We start from the raw sequence: 16,313 nt of genomic DNA on the forward strand, positions 1-16,313 counted from the left end.
TCTTCGGCGGCGGGTGGCTGTTGTGCGTGACATGAGCGCTGATCAGGTCGAGGTCGGGAACGCCGGGGTGCACGGCACGGTGTCCGAGGGCTTCGAGCCCGTACGGGACGCCTTCGTACGCAACTTCGCCGCGCTCGGGGAGCGCGGGGCCGGGGTCGTGGTGTACCGGGACGGGCGTCCGGTGGTGGACCTGTGGGGCGGGGTGCGGGACTTCGACGGGGCGGAGGCCGAGGCCGGGGGTGCCGCGCCCTGGGAGCGGGGCACCGCGCAGGTCGTCCGCTCCGCGACCAAGGGGGTCGCCGCGGCCGTCCTGCTCCTCCTCCACCAGCGCGGCGACCTGGACCTGGACGCTCCCGTCGGCACGTACTGGCCCGAGTACAAGGCCCACGGCAAGGACCGGACTCTCGTACGCCACGTCCTCGCCCACCGCGCCGGGGTGCCCGCCCTCGACCGCCCCCTGACCCCCGAGCAGGCCCTCGACCCCGACGTGGCCGCCGCCACGGTCGCCGCGCAGCGCCCCTTCTGGGAGCCCGGGACGGACCACGGCTACCACGCGCACACGTACAGCTGGCTGACCGGGGAACTGGTGCGGAGGGTCACCGGGCGCTCCATACGGGACGTGATCGCGTCGGAGATCGCGGGGCCGCTGGGGCTGGATCTGTGGGTGGGGGCGCTTGCGGCCGACGGCCCGGCCGGGCGTGTGGGACGGCTCGGGCGGCTGCCCGACCCGCCCGCCGCCGCGTCGGGGCTCCGCACCCGCCCCAAGCCGCAGGTGTCCGACGCCTACCGGGACCCGGACTCCCTCACCCGCCGGGCCTTCGGGGTGGTCGAGCCGTTCCCCGACGAGAACTCCGCCGCGTACCACTCGGCCGTGCTCCCCGCCTCCAACGGCATCGCGACCGCCGGTGCGCTGGCCCGCTTCTACGCATCCCTCATCGGCGAAGTGGAGGGCGGCGCGAGGCTGTTCACCCCCTCCACCCTCGCCCTCGCCCGCGCCGAGGCGTCCACCGGGCCCGACCGTGTCCTCGTCGTCCACACCCGCCTCGGCCTCGGCTACATGCTCCACGGCGCCGCGTCGCCCCTCCTCGCCCCGACGTCCTTCGGCCACCCCGGCCGCGGCGGCGCCCTCGCCTTCGCGGACCCCGAGTCCGGGATCGCCTTCGGCTACGTCACGAACGGGATGGGCAAGGGGGTCACGGCGGACGCGCGGGCCCAGGCCCTGGTCCGAGCCGTCCGCACCGCCGCCGGGTAGCTCGCCCCCGACAGGGGCGGTAGTACGTCTGCGCGACGCGATGGGATGCCGAACAGAACTCCCGCCGGGTGCTTAGGTGTGCCATTTCAAGAGATTGGTGCCACGCAGATGACCATCACTCTCGTGCCAATGGCCTTCCGGGACGCGTGCGCGTATGTCGATCGCGCCCACCGCCATCACGCCGCTCCGCACGGGCTCAGTGGACTGTCGGAGCTGGCAGTGTGACCGCCTCGCGCAGTTCGGCGGTGGCCTGGGTCATGAGCTGAGCGAGGGTGGTGTCCGGCTCGGCTAGCCAGCGGGGCATGGCGCGCCGGTGGATCGCCAGCACCACGTCGATGAGGAAGCGTGCTTTGCCGGGCTCGACGCCGCGGTGCTCGAGCGCCGGTGCCAGCGCGTCGGCGATGTTGGCGAGCTTGATCAGGTCGCGCTCGGCCAGTGCCGGGTTGGCGGCGATCACTCTGCCCCGGCGCAGCAGGAACTCGCGTGGGCGGAAGATCTCCTCGGCGGTTCCCAGCGCGGTCAGCAGCGCCTCGATCGGGGTGAGGCCCGGGTCGGCCGACTCGACCTGGGCGACGAGGTGGGCCTCGAGTTCGTTGCCGGCGAAGAGGACTTCCCGCTTGTCGGGGAAGTAGCGATAGAAGGAGCGCTCCTTCAGACCGGCGGCGCCTGCGATCTGCGCAACCGAGGTGCGCTCGAACCCCTGCGTCTCGAACAGCTCGAGCGCCGCGCGTTCGAGCCGGCCCTGTGCGTCAGATTCCCATCGCGGCATACCCACCAGCGTACGACAACAGGAGTTGTTATCAGCTGGTACGGTCAATGACAACAGATGCTGTCATCAGTCGGGAGATCGTCATGAAAGCTCTGCAATTCGACCAGTTCGGCTCCCCGGACGTGATCGCTCTCCGCGATGCCCCACAGCCGGAGCCTGGACCCGGCCAGATCCGCATCGCCGTGCGGGCGTGCGGCCTGACACCGGCCGACTGGCACATCGTCGACGGTCTCCTCGCCGACCATCTGCCGCCGCTGCCGCGCGGGCTCGGCCTCGAGGTCGCGGGCACCGTCGACGCGCTCGGCGAGGGCGTCACCGGCGTCCAGATCGGCGACCGCGTGTTCGGCCCTGCCGCCTTCGACGGGCCGACGGCCGGCGCCGCCGAGTACGCGCTGATGCCAGCCTGGGCACGCATTCCCGAGGGCGTAACCGCCGAGCAGGCCGCCGCGCTGCCGATGGCGGCCGAGACGGCGTGGCGCGCGCTCGACGACCTCGGCGTCCAGCCGGGTGAACTGCTGCTCGTCCACGGCGCGGGCACCACCGTGGGTGAGGCGGCGGTGCGCTTCGCGCTGCACCGGGGTATTCGGGTGATCGCCACCGCTGGGCCGACCCGGACCGCCGCCCTGGAAGAGATCGGCGCCCAGGTGACCGCCTACGGCGAGGGCATGGCCGAACGCGTCAGCGCACTGACTCCAGGCCCCGTGGACCGCGCCCTGGACACCGCGCCGTCCGGGGGCCGGATCGACCGCGCCGACCAGCCCAGTCCGGCCGGCGGCTCGCTACCGACCTTGATCGAGCTCACCGGGGATCCCGACCGTGTCCTCACCGTCTCGGACTTCGCCGCCGCAGCCGAACTGGGCGTCCGGATCACTACCGAGATCCGCTACGACCAGATGAATGAGTTCGCCAGGCTTGCCAGCGAAGGCATCCTGGTCGTACCGGTCGCCCGCACCTACACCCTCGACCAGATCCAGGAAGCGGCCAAGCTCAGCCAATCCCGCCGCCCCGGCGGCAAACTCATACTCGTCCTGTGAGCGCCCTGCCAGTCCCCGTCCTGCCCGCTATTGCTCTCCTGCGTGTCGACAACGGGCCTACCGCAAGCGCCTCACCAAGCCACCAACGTCCTGAGACACGACACTTAGGGCTTTGAAGTCTCTTTGTTGCTGGGCCACTCGAACAGGACGACTTGCCAGTGGCTCTGCTCGTACACCAGATCAACCCTCTCCCGGAGCGGGGGCCCTTCACTGGCAGAAGCTGTCAGGGCGACCTTGCCTAGATAGTCGCCCATTTGTTCATACTCAATGGGTGCCTTCTTGATGGTTAGCCCTTTGCCGCCCTTGGCTTGAATGATCTTGTCTGCCTGCTTCCGCGACCACGGCTTGTTGGGGGCGTCCCCTACTTCCAGGAGGCCCTTCACGTCACGATTGTTGAGGGCTTCGACGTAGCGCTTGACTGCATCCGGAGCCCCAGAGGGCGGGGAGTTCCTACCAGGGCCGCCGCTGTCATCAGAGGCGTCCCCGGCGTCGGCGGAGCCGCAGCCCGCGGCGAGGAGCAAGGCAATGGTTGCTACGAGTGCGCGTTGCCTGCTCAAGGCGCCTCCAGGATCGGCCGACTGCCAGCTTCTCAGATGCGGCTGTCCGTGTGACGTCGCCGTGGTCGCCCTCGGTCAGGGCCACACCCCCGCGCCACGGCGAGTTCGAACCAGACCCTCTTGCCGATGCCCCCAGGGCGAAGTTCCGTGCCCCAGTCGTCCGACAGCGTGGCGACCAGTGCCAGGCCTCGGCCCGACTCGTCCTCCGGGCACGCCTGCCTGGGCGCGGGCGGTGTCGCGTTCGCGTCCGACACCGCGATGTGGAGGAGGCCCGCCTTCAGCACGCAGCGGGTCCAGATCTCTCTGCCCGGGGAGACCTTCGCGTGCCGGTACGCGTTCGTCATCAGCTCGCTCAGGAGCAGCGTCGCCGTCTCGGTGACCTCGGGTGGCAGGTCCCACGAACTCGCCTGCTCCCGCAGAAGAGTTCGGGCCCGCCCCACGCTCCTTGCGTGGCGCGGCAGGCGCCATTCGATCTCCTGGGGGAGGGGTTCGTTGGCGTTCCTGCTCTTCTCCGGCGTGCGGCCGGCGATCTCGAATTCTCGTTGCTCCCCGGGGAGGGCCCGTCGGCAGTTCAGGCGCCGCGTCTCCCAGGAGAGGCCCGCGGGCCGGGTCACCGTCAGCACCTCCCCGTCCGCAGCCGTCACTTGGACTACGCGCCCTCGGCGCGTGTCCACGACGACGTCCCCCACGGTCGTCGCCGTGCTTGCGTCAGGCGGCTCGATGTGCTGGCGCGTCCCGTTGTCGTTGGTCATGGGTGGTACCTCGTAGGGGAGTTGGTCCTTCTGTGGGACTCCCAGACTGCTCACCTGCGGGTACGTTGACCAGGAGTAGCGATTCCGGAACCGGACCGTGGAACGGGGCATATGCCAGGCGCTAACGAGCTCGATCCGGCCGAGAGCCTTGAGGCGTACATCGGGAATCAGGTCAGGGAGGCGCGGCGGGCGAAGGGCTGGTCCCAGACCGACCTCGCGGCCAAGGTGTTCAGCAACAAGAGCAGGATCTCCGAGGTGGAGAACGGGGAGGCGCTGGACCGCGCCCTGGCGGCCAAGCTGGGTGTGGTGCTCGAACTGGGCGACTCTCTGACGGACTTGGTCAAGATCCAGGAGCGGAAGACTGTTCGCGAATACGCCAAGCCGTACCTAGCGAAGCAAGAAAAGGCGGCGCTGATCCACACCGCTGGATTCGTCGTTCATGGACTGCTTCAGACTCCTGACTATGCACGCGAGCTCATTCTGGCTGGCCAGGATGATGACCCGTCCGTCGTCGAGTCATACGTCGAGCAGCGCATGGAGCGCCAGAAGCTGTGGGAGCGGGATAACCCCCCGTGGTTCGCAGCCGTCCTCGACGAGGCCACCATCGCTCACGCCACAGCCCCTCAACTGGAACGCCTGCGTGAGGCGCAGGAGCAGCCGAACATCACGCTCCAGCTTCTCCCCTTCGGAGCTGGCAGGATCATGGGAACCATGGCTGTCCTGACGCAGCCGGACGGTTCGCGAGGCGCGTACACGGAGGGCCTTCTGGTCGGCCAGTACTTCGAAGAACCAGCAGCTGTCCTGCGGCTCCAACGAATCTATGATCGGCTCGCCTCCAGCTCATTGACGGCTGAAGCGACCACAGTTCGCATCGAAGAAGCATTGAAGAGGTACAAGTGAGCAACCCGAATTGGCACAAGTCGACTTACAGTGGGAACGCCACCAACGACTGCATAGAGGTCGCCGACAATCTGCCGCTCATCCTGATCCGCGACACCAAGGACCATGCGGCCGGACTCATAGAGGTGACCCCCGCGGCCTGGGCCGCGTTCACCGGCCACGTGAGCCGTAACTGACTCAGACGCCAGTCGCGGCGGCCAACTCGCGAACGCCGCTCACCCGTGGGTGTCGCCGCGAGAGATCACCGACGATCTTGCGGATCGCCGGACGATCGCGGACCTCGCCCGGCGAGACGCGCAGAGCCGACAGTAGTTCGTCGGCGGTCTGTTCCGCCTTGCCCCACTGCCACCACGCTCGACCGAGATCGGTATGCATCCTGCCTTTGCGTTCGGCCGTGGGGAACTGGCTCGCGCGCAGTTCGCGACCGGCGTGGAGGGCGGCCCCGGCATCGCCAAGCGCCCAGTGAACGCCGACTTCGTAGAGGACGACAGCGGCAGGAGTGAGCGGAAACAGGCGCGTAGACGGAGCCTGTTGAGGAAGGCGGCGCGCGGCTTGAGAGGCTTCGCGGATCATGGCTTGCGCCTGGTCACGGTCTCCCGCCCGCGCCGCCGTGTACGACGTGGTGCACAGCATCTGTGCGTAGGCCGCTGCTTGCGCCGGGGTCTTCAGCCCGGTGGCCTCAACCTTGTTCGCGGCATCAAGAATGAGCCGCTGAGCGGCGCCGCCCTGGTCCTGGTGGCGCAGGACGATGCTTAGTTCACGGGCCGCTGCCGCAGCCACCAGCGGTGAGCCGGAAAGGTCCGCGTACACCGTGGCGCGGTCAGCGGTGAGCCGCGCCTGGTCGTACCGTCCGATCTTCGTCAGGACCTGAGCGGCGAGGCTGTAGCAGGCCGAGAGACGGGCGTGCGCGAGGTCGTCACGGGACCGGGCGCCATGGTGCGCGTCGGCGAGCAGTCCCGGTAGTGCTTCCAAGAGATCGGCGTGCTTGCCGACGTCGAACAGGGCACGTGCCTGAGAGAGGCGGGCATCGAGGGGGACGGCCGAGCCGGTCGGAGCGGGCGTGATCGCGAGGGCGTCATCCACGCCGATGAGGAGCTGGGCGGGGGCCGCGAGCCCGGCGGCAGCGAGCAGTGTGCGGCGGCGCATGGGGTCCTCCTCGACGCAACGTGGACCGTCCGCCGCAACTCTAGTGGTATCGAGTGTGCCTAACCCGAGTGCCGCACCCAGGATATTTGTCGGCACCCCAACCGCTTCGGCGGCCGACCGCAGGAGATCCAGGTCACCTGTCTGTCCGCCGCGATGCTCCATCCTGGAAACGGTGGACGCGTCGCACCCGAGCCGTGCGCCCAGATCGGCTTGCCGCCACCCCCGACCGAGGCGGCCCACACGGATGAGTCCGCCGGCATCACGGCGATCGACGAGCGAACGCACCTCGGTGGATCTCCACAGTGGGTCGATAGGGCGCATCGAGCCTCCCGTCCCCAAGCTCTCGGTCCCGCTCGACCAGGGATTTGTCTCATCGCCGGGGTCGGGCCCACTCACGGTAGCGACCGCCTGATGGCGCGTCGACAGCGTGTGCACGTTCTGCACATCGCGTGTGCGCCACGCCAGTCGACCGCCACAGACCGCGGGCCGGTGGTGTCGTTCGAACACGGGCCGCCCGCTCGGCGGCAGGCTCGACGACATCGCGGAGGACACCATGGCGACAGCAGTCGAAACCCAAGCCCGTGACCCGAAGGACTACGTCAAGCGTGAGGTGTGGGACCGGGAGGTCCAGCTCCTGATGCGGGACCATCCGGTCGATGAGGTGATGGCCAACCGTCTGTTCGGTGCGGCCGTCATGTACCTGATCACGGCAATGGAGAAGTGGGGCCAGGGGCTCGAAATGTGCTGTGGCCGCCTGGTCGACCTCGCGGTCCATGTCTTCATCCTGGACACGCGGAACTATCGCGAGTTCTGCGCCGAGCACTTCCACGGCAAGTTCCTGGAGCACATCCCGGAAATCGAGTTCAAGTACGACGGCTCGGTCGAGCGCACCGCGAGGATCATCGCGGACGCAGGGTTCGATGTGGACTGGAAGCTGTGGGAGCGCGACTACGGCAAGTGCGGTCCGTGCAGGCCGGGGGCGAACTGCCACTGATCCGATGAAGTCAGGTCCGGGAGCGCCGTGAGTGCTCCCGGACCTCTGTGCGCCCTCATCGGATGACGTTGTGTCATTCACCCGTGCGCGGGAGGAAGCGCCGATACGGTGTCCAGTTCGACCGGCACCGGTCCCACCGTCCTCCCGAGGAGCTTTATGCCCCACGAGCCAACGACACCGGCTGAATACTGGGACAAGTACAAGCCCTTCAAGGGGGAGGGCATCCAACCCGCACCACAGGCGGACCGCTTCGACTGGACCCAGTACCCCGGCCACGGACCCGGTGCCGAAGCCCTTGGCCGTCCCCGCCGCGTCCTCGAACTGGGGTCGGCTGAAGGCAAGGAAGCCGCCTACCTGGCTCATGCCGGAGTGGACGTGACAGCGGTGGACTTCTCCGCGGTTCAGGTCGAGCGTGCCCGCTCCTTCTGGCGAGACACACCCGGTCTGTCCTTTGTCCATGGGGAGGCATGCGACTACCTCGCGTCCGGCACGACGACGTATGACGCGATCTACTCGGTATGGGGCGCCGTCTGGTTCACAGACCCCGAGGAACTGTTCCCGCCCATCAGCAAGCGGCTCGCACCCGGGGGAGTCTTCGCGTTCTCCCAAGCCGAGCCGGTCGCTGGTTCCTGCGGACCTCAGCAGATGTGTGGCAAGTGGCTCGAAGGCCGGGAACGCGAGCTGACGGTACTTCGCTGGCAGTACGCCCCCGAGATGTGGGCGGACGTCCTCAAGCGTCACGGCTTCACGGAGATCGACGCCCACATTCTCGCGGCACCGGCCCCCGAGGATTTGGGCACGCTCATGGTGCGCGCCTGCGTTCCCCATTAGAGCGTTCGCACAGAGCTGAGCCTCGGGCCCCGGGCTTCGGGGGCCGAGATCCGAGCCCCTTTTGTAAGGATTGGGTGGTTGGGTTACCTCCACCCACCCCTGCCAACTCCCGCTCGTACCACCGCACATCACATTTCGTGACCGACTTGCCACGCGCCGTCGTGACCCTCTAGGTTCGCGGCAACAAAGAAACGACCCCGACCGGGTGCTACCAACACCCGCCGGGGTCTCGCCCCAAGATCGAAAGCAGCGATCCCGTGGCTTACGAAAACTCTAACGCCGCCCTGCCTGCCTCCGCACACCCCATGGCCAAGCCGGGGTACGGCAAGCGATCCGCACCTGACCAAGGGCCCGCCCGCGCCCGGGACTTCGGACACCTCCCCGCCCGCGAGGCCTACCTCGCCGCCTTCGTCGACCGGCTTCCCGAAGGCGCCGCGATGGACGCCAAGACCCTCGCCAACGCCCAGCCGCTCTACGGCCAGCAGGCCGTCCGCACCGCCCTCAACGAGCTGTCGCGAGCCGGGCACCTGCGCCGCGTACGGCGACTCGCTCAGGGCGAGGGCGACACCGGGACCGGTACGCGCTGGGTGTTCCGCACGTACTGGACCCGTACCGCACGTGACAGCGAATGGTGGAACCGGTTCCTCGACGGTGACGCACCCTCGCGGGCCGAGGCCCGAGGCGGCGGCGCCCCCGACGACGTACCCGAAGAGCGGCACCAGCCCGGGACTCCGCCCGCGCCGCCCTCCTCCGCGTACAGCGTCCTCGCCCAACTCGGCCGAACGGCACCGCAGTTGATCCTGTCCGCCGCCGACTGTGCCGCTCTGGAGGACCTGGCCGCCGACTGGCTCGCCCGAGGTGCCACGGCCGACCACCTCACCCGGGCCCTGAGCGCGGGACTTCCCGAGCAGGTCCACGCACCCCGCGCCTTCGTGCAGCGGCGCCTCCTGGACAAGATGCCGCCCGTTCCCCCTCCGAGTGCGCCCCGTACACCGCACCGCACGATCATGGAGTGCACCGGCTGTGGCGTACCGGGGCGACCGGAAGCCCTGCCCGAAGGCCTGTGCCGCGCCTGTCGGGCACCGGAAGGAACGGGCGACCCCGGCAGCCGTGGGCGGCCCGTACCCGCCACCCCTGAACCCGCCGACGTGCACCGCCATGCCACCCAGGTCCGCCGCGCTCTCGCCGGACCGCACAGGGGCCGGGCGGACTGTTCCGGTCGGCAGTAATACGAAGTCCTGGTCGCGGAAGCCGCGACGTGTCCCTGTTTGAGGCCGGACGATGATCCTGCTGGCTTATTCCGTGCCCGGCGGGGCCGGCAGCTCGTTGGTCGGGACAGCAGCGGCCGTCTTGGCGATCCCGGTAAACGGCGTATCGGCTCCGGGTCCCACCGGCCTCGTTGCGGAGCCGGGTGGTGGTCTTGTCGTGGTAGCGAGAGCGTCTGCGGCGACGGGCGCGGGATTCGGCACGAGGTGGGAGAACAGCTGCGAACGGCGGGTGTTAACTTCCTTCCCGTGGCGGAGCACCAGGACGAGACCAGGGCGGCCTACGACGGGGTCGTCGAGCTGTATGCGTCGATGTTCGCTGACCGGCTGGAGACGCAGCCGTTCTCGCGGAACATGATCGGCACCTTCGCCGAGCTCGTGCGCGGGACGGGGAACCCGCGGGCGGCCGATGTCGGCTGCGGGCCCGGACATCTGACGGCCATGCTGCATGACCTGGGGCTGGATGCCTTCGGGCTCGACCTCTCCCCAGCCATGGTCGACCACGCCCGGCGGGCCCATCCGGCGCTGCAGTTCGACGAGGCGCGCATGGAGGCCCTGCCAGTCGAGGACGGCGCGCTCGGCGGCGTGCTGGCCCACTACTCGATGATCCATACCCCGCCTGGGGAATTGCCCGCGCTGCTCGCCGAGCAGGCGCGTGTCCTGGCACCAGGGGGCCTGCTCCTGGTGTCCTTCTTTGGGACCGAGGGGCCTGAGCCGGTCCGCTTCGACCACAAGGTGACGCCCGCCTATAGCTGGCCGGCGGACCGGTTCGCCGAGCTGCTGGCCCGGTCCGGGCTCGTCACGTTCGCGCGGCTGCTCCACGACCCGGCCTCTGAGCGGGGCTTCCTCGACGCTCACTTGCTGGCCCGCAAGTCGGAGGACACCGTCGAGGCCACCGCACAATAAGCCAGCAGGATCGGACGATAGCGGCAAGCTCAGGGGTTGCCGCACTCGGACTGCGGGAGGACCTCGTTGGCCTCACCGAGAGGTGAGTCGCCGAGTCCGGCTCCGGACCAGTAGACCGCGACCGATGCCTGGGGTGTCCCCTGGGGGGCGGTGACGAAGAACTCGGAGACGTAGCGTTGACCGCCCGCGGTCCTGCCCTCGATCTCCAGCACCCTGCCGCCGGCGGATTCTTCAGTATTCCTGACCACGGCAGAGCGCAGCACGCGGGGTTCGGGGCCGGGCTTGAGGCAGAAGTCGTCAGCCTGCTTGCGCGTGTAGGCGCACGACTGCTGCTGGTAGGCGAGTTCCTTGCAGAACTGCGCGGCAGTCAGCTTCGGCGCGCGGGCGACGACGCGGTTCAGAACCTGCTTCGCCTGCTTGTCGCTCACCGCCGCGGGCCGCTCACGGTCAGGGGTGTCGCTTCCGCCGGAACATGCGCTCACCGTGAGCAAGAGCGGTGCCGACAGAAGTGCGAGGGGGAGAAGCGGTCGTCGCATGGGTGCCTTACAGATCCGGGTTGGTGAAATGGACAGCCCGTAGGGGCGAGAGGGTCAGAGGGATGGGAGGGCGACCGACGCTCGCCCCTCGTCGAGCGGGCCGGGAGGAGTGACGCGAAGGGGGCAGCGCGCTGTTCCTCAGCGGGCGTACGCGGGCTGCGGGCGGCAGGTCCCCATCGATGACAAGCGCGGCTACGCCCCGCCAGCTCACGCGTGGAGCATCAGGCCGATCCCCGCAACCATCACCCCCGCCGCCACGATCCGCGACCACCCGAACTTCTCCTTGAAGAAGAGCGCCCCGATGGCCGCGCCCACGATGATGGAGGACTCGCGGAGGGCGGAGATGGGCGCGAGGTCGGCCCGCGTCTGGGCCCAGAGGACGAGACCGTACGCGGCGACGGACAGCGCGGCCCCGAAGAGCCCGACGGCGGCGAACGGCCGCAGCCGGGCGCCGAGTTCCCCACGCCACCGGTACCAGGCGTAGGCGGGCACGGCGAGCCCTTCGAGGATCATCAGCCAGGCGATGTACCCGATGGACGTCCCGGAGGCCCGCACCCCGAGCCCGTCCACGACGGTGTACGCGGCGATGGACACCCCGGTCGCGAGCGCGGCCCCGATCGCCGCCCAGTCGGGCCGCTGCCCGGACCCGCGGATCCCCCACACGGCGAGCCCGGTGAGCCCGGCGGAACAGACGAGGACGCCCGCGGCCTGCCACCCGCCGGGCACCTCACCGGCGAAGACGGCGGCGAGCACGGTCACGACGAGCGGCGCGCTGCCGCGGGCGATGGGGTAGGCCTGCCCGAAGTCCCCGAGCCGGAAGGACCGCATGAGCAGCACCATGTAGGCGCCGTGCAGGACGGCGGAGAGGAGGAGGTAAGGCCAGGCCCCGGCGGCGGGGAGCGGGGCGAAGGGGGCGAGGAGGAGGCCGATGAGGGCGCCGCCGCCGGATATGAGGGTGAAGCCGAGGAGCTTGTCGGTGATGTGGTGGGCGATGGCGTTCCAGCTGGCGTGGGTGACGGCGGCCAGCAGGACGGCCCCCGCGACCAGCGGGGTCACTGAGCGGAGCCGGAGGTACCGGACTGCTCGCCCGCGCCGGACGGCGCCTCGCGTACGTCCACCAGCGTTCCGCCCGCCTGGGCGACCAGCGCGTCCGGCGCCATCGGGAACACGGTGTACGGCGTGCCCGCCGCGGCCCACACCACGGAGTGCCCGAGCAGCGACCGGTCGGCGAGTACCCGCGTCGGGTTGGCGTGCCCGAACGGCGGGACGCCCCCGATCGCGTACCCCGTCGTCTCGCGCACGACGTCCGCCTTGGCCCGCGTGACCTTCTCCGCGCCCAGCGCCCGCCGCACCAGCTCCACGTCGACGCGCGAGGACCCGTCCATGAGGACGAGGACGGGCACGCCGTCGGCCGCGAAGATCAGGGACTTGCAGATCTGGCTGAGCTCGCAGCCGATCGCGGCGGCCGCCTCGGCCGCCGTCCGGGTCTGGTCCGGGAAGCGGCGGATGCGGTCGGGCAGGTCGTCGAGGCCGAGCCCGCGCAGGGCCTCGACGAAGCGGGGGTGGGCGCCGGAAGCACCCGTGGCGTGGTCCGTAGTGCTCATGCGCTGCACGCTAGCGGTACGTGTGTAGGCCACGCGACCACGTACCGCGGCGTCCCGGATACCGGACACCCGGCCCCGCACACGGGACCCTGCCCGGTCCCTGCTCCCTCTACTTCTTCCTACTTCCCCACCAACAACATCTCCCGCACCACCGGCCCCGCCGTCTCCCCGCCGTGCCCGGCGGCCTGCACGACCGCTGCCGCGGCCACGTCCCCGCGGTACGCGGTGAACCAGCCGTTGGGCTTCTTCTGGCCGTCGACCTCCGCGGAGCCGGTCTTCGCGCCGGAGTCGGAGCCGAGGCCCGCCATGGGCTTGGCGGCGGTGCCGGAGACGCCGGTGTAGTGCATGAGGTCGCGCAGCGCGGACGCCGTCTTCCCGGACATCTTGCGCGGCGCCGTGGCGAGTTGGCGGTCGTCGACCTCGGGCGAGACCAGGTAGGGCTGGCGGAACGTGCCGGACTTCACGGTCGCGGCGACCGACGCCATGTTCAGCGGGTTCATCCGGACACCGCCCTGGCCGATGAGCGAGGCCGCCATCTGCGCGTGCGACTGCACCGGCACGGCGCCGTCGAACGAGGAGACGCCGATGGACCAGTTGTCACGGCCGAGGCCGAACACGTCCTGGGCCTGCTTCGTCAGGTCGTCGTTCGACAGCTTCTCGGCCTGCGTGATGAAGGCCGTGTTGCAGGACCGCGCGAAGCTGGCCCGGAACGTACCGCCCTTGATCTGGAACTTGTTGTCGTTCTGGAACTTCCAGCCGCCGTACGCCTTGTACTTCGGGCACGGATGCTTCTTGTCGACGCCCGCGAGCCCCTTCTCCAGGAGCATCGACGAGGTGATGACCTTCATCGTGGAGCCGGGCGCGAGGGAGCCCTGGAAGGCCGTGTTGAAGCCGCCCGGGTTGGAGTTGGCGACGGCCAGGATCTCGCCGGTGGACGGCTTGACCACGACCACCGAGGCCTGCTTGCGCTTCGCCGTCTGCTTCTCCGCCGCGGCCTGCGTGCGCGCGCTGATCGTCGTCTTCAGCGTGCCCGGGGTGCCGGGGGAGAGGGCGAGGAGCGTCTTGTCGGGGGTGTCCTTCGCGTCACCCTTCTTGGCAGCAGCGTCCTTGCTGCCCTTGCCGCCCTTGGCGCCCTTGCCGTCGGCGGCCGCCTTCGCATCGGCGCGCACCACCCGCAGCTCCACGCCCGCCTTGCCGCCCGCCTCCTTGCCGAACTTCTCCCGCAGCCCGTCCAGGACCGTGCCGAGGGAGGGGTACTTGGCGGCCGTCAGCGGACCGCCGTCCCGGTCCACGGCCTTGATCGGCGGTACGCCCGCCGCGCCCGTGACCAGCCGGTCCCCGTCCCGCAGTTCGGGGTGCACGACCGACGGCTGCCAGGAGACGAGCACCTTGCCGTCGGCCGCGCGGCGCGCGACGCTCAGCGTGGAGTCGTACGCGTACCGCTTGTCCTTTCCCCCGTACGAGATCGTGGCCGCCGCCTTGAACGGCACCTTCGGGCTCTTGCGGGTGGCGGGCTTGCCGGGCTTCAGGCGCACCGCGGAGACCTTGGCCTCCTCGCGGTAGGCGGTGAGCGCCGCGCGGGCCGCCTTCCGGTCGTCCGTCAGCGCCGCCGCCGCGGCCACGTCACCCTTCTCCCAGGCGGTCAGGAACGCCCGCGTGGTGGTGCGCACTTCGGCGGCCGTGGGCGGCCCCGTCGCCACCGTCTTCCCGTCGGACTTCCCGCCGTCCCCGCCGGACAGCGCGTACGCGGCGACCCCCACGCCGCACACGATCGCCACCGCCGCGCCGCCGAGCACGCCCGGGTGCATCTTCCTGCCCTCGGTCGCACGTCTTCTCTTGCCCACAGACCCTCCGCCAATCCCCTTCGGCCCCCGCCGCACCCAACTCACCGGCTGCCCAACCTAGCGGCACCCGCGCACCCCTTCGACCACGGCATCGCCCACCCGGGCGACCGGGCTCCGTGCCGCCCGTCCGTCGTCACCCACTCGCACCCGGCCGCGCCCTCACGCGCCCGCGCGCAGCACCGCCGCCACGATCGGCCCGGCGGTGTCCCCGCCGTGCCCGCCCTCCTGCGCCATCGCGGCCACCGCCAGGTCCCCGCGGTAGCCCGCGAACCAGCTGTTGGGCCGCCGCTGACCGTCGACCTCCGCCGACCCCGTCTTCGCGCCGACGTCACCGCCGAGCCCCGCCATGGCCCGCGCACCCGTGCCCGAGACCGCCGTCCGCCGCATCATCTGCCGCAGTTGGGCGACCGTGCCCGCGGACAGGCCGCGCGCGGTGGCCAGTTCCTCGCCGATCAGAGACTTCGGTACGAGGACGGGCTGGCGGAACGAGCCCGTCATGGCCGTCGCCGTCACCGACGCCAGGTTCAGCGGGTTCAGCTGCACCTGGCCCTGGCCGATGGCGTTGGCGGCGCGGTCGGGGCCGGCGGACGCGGGCACGGCGCCGTCCGACGACGTGATGCCGGTGCGCCAGTCGTCCCGGCCCAGGCCGAAGTTGTCCCGCGCCTCCTCGGTCAGCGAGGCGTCCGTGAGCGGCTTCTCGTCGACCAGCTTCACGAACGCGGTGTTGCAGGACCGCGCGAAGCTGTCCGCGAGGGTCGCGTTCCCGTCCGGCGCCATGCCCTTGAGGTTGTGGAAGGTCTGGCTCTGCCAGGTCGCCTCGGGGGTGCAGGGCGCGGGCCCGGACGCCTTCGTGACGCCCCGGTCGATGAGCATGGCCGCCGTCACGATCTTCATGGTGGAGCCGGGCGCCAGCTTGCCCTCGAAGGCCGCGTTGAACTCGTCCTTACGGTGGTTGGCGACGGCGAGCACTTCGCCGGTGCTCGGCTTCACGGCGACCACCGACGACTCGGCGTACCGGCCCACCGCCCTCTCCGCGGCCCGCTGCGCCGAGGCGCTCAGCGTCGTCCGCAGCGTCCCGGCCCGCCCCTCGGCGAGCGTGACCAGCGTCTTCGTACCGGCGTCCGCGCCCTCACGCTCGATGTACAGCTCGACGCCGGGCCTGCCGCCCGCCCGGTCGCCGTACCTCGACCGGAGCTGGTCGAGGACGGGCGCGAGCGACGGGTACGCCGTCGCGGTCAGCGTCCGGCCGTCGCGGTCGACGGCCCTGATGGGCGGCGTCTCGGCCTCACCGGTCTCCAGCGTGTCGCCCGCGCGCAGGTCCGGGTGCACGACGTCGGCCCGCCAGTCCACGAGGGCCCGCCCGCTGTGCACACCCCGGACGACCTTGAAGGCGGAGGAGTACCGCAGCGCCTTGCTCTTCCCGTCGTACGCCACCGTCGCCCGCACCGTGAACGGCACCCGCGTCCCACTGATCCGCCCCGCCGTGAGCCGCACCTTCCGGATGTGCGCGTCCTCCCGATACCCCGTCAGGACCTCGGCGGCCACCGCCGCGTTGTCGGTGTACCCCGCCGCTTCGTCCGCGTCGCCCTTCGCCCACGCGGCGAGGAACGCGGCGGCCGTCTCCTTGACCTCCGCGTGCGACGGCGGCCCGCTCCGGCGCGCGGAGTCCTTCGCCGCCGACGAACCGCCGTCGGCGTTCACCGCGGTCACCACGTTGTACGCGCCATACCCGGAACCCCCCACCAGGACGGCGAACACCCCACCGACCAGAGCAGCTTTCGCTCCCTTGCGCATCAAGCGCTCCCTCCCCAGGAATACCGTCAGCCTAAGAGGGCCCTGGGACAGGGGCCGCGCGAAGCACCGGGTGTTATCCGAAGGTGTCCGTTTATCGCTGCCAGACCCAGATATCGAGCCACATTCTGA

General features: G+C 70.3%; 17 protein-coding genes. 8 read left to right on the forward strand and 9 right to left on the reverse strand.

Translation table 11 applies throughout. The features are described 5' to 3' along the window. Positions 1 to 31: 31 nt before the first annotated feature. Positions 32 to 1,252: a serine hydrolase domain-containing protein gene (locus OO63_RS28710; protein WP_051811290.1), complete on the forward strand. Its 1,221-nt coding sequence runs from the start codon at positions 32 to 34 to the stop codon at positions 1,250 to 1,252. A gap of 196 nt (positions 1,253 to 1,448) precedes the next feature. Here OO63_RS28710 and OO63_RS28715 read toward each other — a convergent pair whose 3' ends face one another. Then, positions 1,449 to 2,021: a TetR/AcrR family transcriptional regulator gene (locus OO63_RS28715; RefSeq protein WP_030359447.1), complete on the reverse strand. Its 573-nt coding sequence runs from the start codon at positions 2,019 to 2,021 to the stop codon at positions 1,449 to 1,451. Positions 2,022 to 2,104: 83 nt separating this feature from the next. Here OO63_RS28715 and OO63_RS28720 point away from each other — a divergent pair, with 83 nt between their 5' ends. Beyond that, entirely contained in the window at positions 2,105 to 3,055 is a 951-nt protein-coding gene (locus OO63_RS28720; RefSeq protein ID WP_030359448.1) for an NADP-dependent oxidoreductase, read from the forward strand. Positions 3,056 to 3,159: 104 nt separating this feature from the next. On the opposite strand, the gene OO63_RS45615 is transcribed toward OO63_RS28720, so the two are convergent. Both OO63_RS45615 and OO63_RS43990 read right to left on the reverse strand, forming a co-directional pair. After that, positions 3,160 to 3,612: a hypothetical protein gene (locus OO63_RS45615; RefSeq protein WP_157854068.1), complete on the reverse strand. Its 453-nt coding sequence runs from the start codon at positions 3,610 to 3,612 to the stop codon at positions 3,160 to 3,162. 32 nt (positions 3,613 to 3,644) lie between these two features. Further along, the gene (locus OO63_RS43990; RefSeq protein WP_078619417.1) at positions 3,645 to 4,364 is read right to left on the reverse strand and encodes an ATP-binding protein; all 720 of its coding nucleotides are present in this window, start codon (positions 4,362 to 4,364) and stop codon (positions 3,645 to 3,647) included. A gap of 111 nt (positions 4,365 to 4,475) precedes the next feature. Here OO63_RS43990 and OO63_RS28730 point away from each other — a divergent pair, with 111 nt between their 5' ends. Continuing rightward, positions 4,476 to 5,264: a helix-turn-helix domain-containing protein gene (locus OO63_RS28730; RefSeq protein WP_030359450.1), complete on the forward strand. Its 789-nt coding sequence runs from the start codon at positions 4,476 to 4,478 to the stop codon at positions 5,262 to 5,264. Beyond that, positions 5,261 to 5,440 (forward strand): DUF397 domain-containing protein, encoded by a 180-nt coding sequence (locus tag OO63_RS28735; RefSeq protein WP_030359451.1) that lies wholly within the window; start codon positions 5,261 to 5,263, stop codon positions 5,438 to 5,440. The genes OO63_RS28730 and OO63_RS28735 overlap by 4 nt, the downstream gene beginning before the upstream one ends. A gap of 1 nt (position 5,441) precedes the next feature. Here OO63_RS28735 and OO63_RS28740 read toward each other — a convergent pair whose 3' ends face one another. Next, positions 5,442 to 6,731 carry a helix-turn-helix domain-containing protein gene (locus tag OO63_RS28740; protein WP_030359452.1) on the reverse strand — a complete coding sequence of 430 codons (1,290 nt, stop codon included), beginning with the start codon at positions 6,729 to 6,731 and terminating at the stop codon, positions 5,442 to 5,444. Positions 6,732 to 6,963: 232 nt separating this feature from the next. Between OO63_RS28740 and OO63_RS28745 the strand changes: the two genes are divergently transcribed. The 4 genes from OO63_RS28745 (at position 6,964) to OO63_RS28760 (ending at position 10,406) form a co-directional block, all read left to right on the forward strand. After that, positions 6,964 to 7,404, forward strand: a complete 441-nt coding sequence (locus OO63_RS28745) for a glycine-rich domain-containing protein (protein WP_030359453.1) — start codon at positions 6,964 to 6,966, stop codon at positions 7,402 to 7,404. 108 nt (positions 7,405 to 7,512) lie between these two features. Beyond that, positions 7,513 to 8,235: a class I SAM-dependent methyltransferase gene (locus OO63_RS28750; RefSeq protein ID WP_346009341.1), complete on the forward strand. Its 723-nt coding sequence runs from the start codon at positions 7,513 to 7,515 to the stop codon at positions 8,233 to 8,235. Positions 8,236 to 8,492: 257 nt separating this feature from the next. Further along, positions 8,493 to 9,464: a hypothetical protein gene (locus OO63_RS28755; RefSeq protein WP_157854069.1), complete on the forward strand. Its 972-nt coding sequence runs from the start codon at positions 8,493 to 8,495 to the stop codon at positions 9,462 to 9,464. A 285-nt stretch (positions 9,465 to 9,749) separates the two neighbouring features. Further along, positions 9,750 to 10,406, forward strand: a complete 657-nt coding sequence (locus OO63_RS28760) for a class I SAM-dependent methyltransferase (protein ID WP_030359456.1) — start codon at positions 9,750 to 9,752, stop codon at positions 10,404 to 10,406. Between the two features lie 29 nt (positions 10,407 to 10,435). Here the strand turns inward: OO63_RS28760 and OO63_RS28765 are convergent, their stop codons facing one another. From OO63_RS28765 to OO63_RS28785, 5 genes are all read right to left on the reverse strand, one after another. Then, positions 10,436 to 10,834 carry a hypothetical protein gene (locus OO63_RS28765; RefSeq protein ID WP_030359457.1) on the reverse strand — a complete coding sequence of 133 codons (399 nt, stop codon included), beginning with the start codon at positions 10,832 to 10,834 and terminating at the stop codon, positions 10,436 to 10,438. Positions 10,835 to 11,149: 315 nt separating this feature from the next. Next, entirely contained in the window at positions 11,150 to 11,998 is an 849-nt protein-coding gene (locus OO63_RS28770) for a DMT family transporter (RefSeq protein WP_030359458.1), read from the reverse strand. Further along, positions 11,995 to 12,546 carry a YbaK/EbsC family protein gene (locus OO63_RS28775; protein ID WP_051811297.1) on the reverse strand — a complete coding sequence of 184 codons (552 nt, stop codon included), beginning with the start codon at positions 12,544 to 12,546 and terminating at the stop codon, positions 11,995 to 11,997. Before OO63_RS28775 ends, OO63_RS28770 begins: the two co-directional genes overlap by 4 nt. Positions 12,547 to 12,665: 119 nt before the next feature. After that, on the reverse strand, positions 12,666 to 14,390 hold the full coding sequence (locus OO63_RS28780; RefSeq protein ID WP_030359460.1) for a penicillin-binding transpeptidase domain-containing protein: 1,725 nt from the start codon (positions 14,388 to 14,390) through the stop codon (positions 12,666 to 12,668). A 159-nt stretch (positions 14,391 to 14,549) separates the two neighbouring features. Next, the gene (locus tag OO63_RS28785; protein WP_030359461.1) at positions 14,550 to 16,184 is read right to left on the reverse strand and encodes a penicillin-binding transpeptidase domain-containing protein; all 1,635 of its coding nucleotides are present in this window, start codon (positions 16,182 to 16,184) and stop codon (positions 14,550 to 14,552) included. Positions 16,185 to 16,313 lie beyond the last annotated feature (129 nt).

The organism is Streptomyces alboflavus (assembly GCF_000716675.1).
Lineage (GTDB): Bacteria > Actinomycetota > Actinomycetes > Streptomycetales > Streptomycetaceae > Streptomyces > Streptomyces alboflavus.

Bases quoted from the DNA above. Each gene is read 5' to 3' on its own strand.
- OO63_RS28710 (WP_051811290.1), top strand. From the start codon at position 32: ATGAGCGCTGATCAGGTCGAGGTCGGGAACGCCGGGGTGCACGGCACG.
- OO63_RS28720 (WP_030359448.1), top strand. From the start codon at position 2,105: ATGAAAGCTCTGCAATTCGACCAGTTCGGCTCCCCGGACGTGATCGCT.
- OO63_RS28715 (WP_030359447.1), bottom strand. From the start codon at position 2,021: ATGCCGCGATGGGAATCTGACGCACAGGGCCGGCTCGAACGCGCGGCG.
- OO63_RS28785 (WP_030359461.1), bottom strand. From the start codon at position 16,184: ATGCGCAAGGGAGCGAAAGCTGCTCTGGTCGGTGGGGTGTTCGCCGTC.
- OO63_RS28745 (WP_030359453.1), top strand. From the start codon at position 6,964: ATGGCGACAGCAGTCGAAACCCAAGCCCGTGACCCGAAGGACTACGTC.
- OO63_RS28775 (WP_051811297.1), bottom strand. From the start codon at position 12,546: ATGAGCACTACGGACCACGCCACGGGTGCTTCCGGCGCCCACCCCCGC.
- OO63_RS28730 (WP_030359450.1), top strand. From the start codon at position 4,476: ATGCCAGGCGCTAACGAGCTCGATCCGGCCGAGAGCCTTGAGGCGTAC.
- OO63_RS43990 (WP_078619417.1), bottom strand. From the start codon at position 4,364: ATGACCAACGACAACGGGACGCGCCAGCACATCGAGCCGCCTGACGCA.
- OO63_RS28740 (WP_030359452.1), bottom strand. From the start codon at position 6,731: ATGCGCCCTATCGACCCACTGTGGAGATCCACCGAGGTGCGTTCGCTC.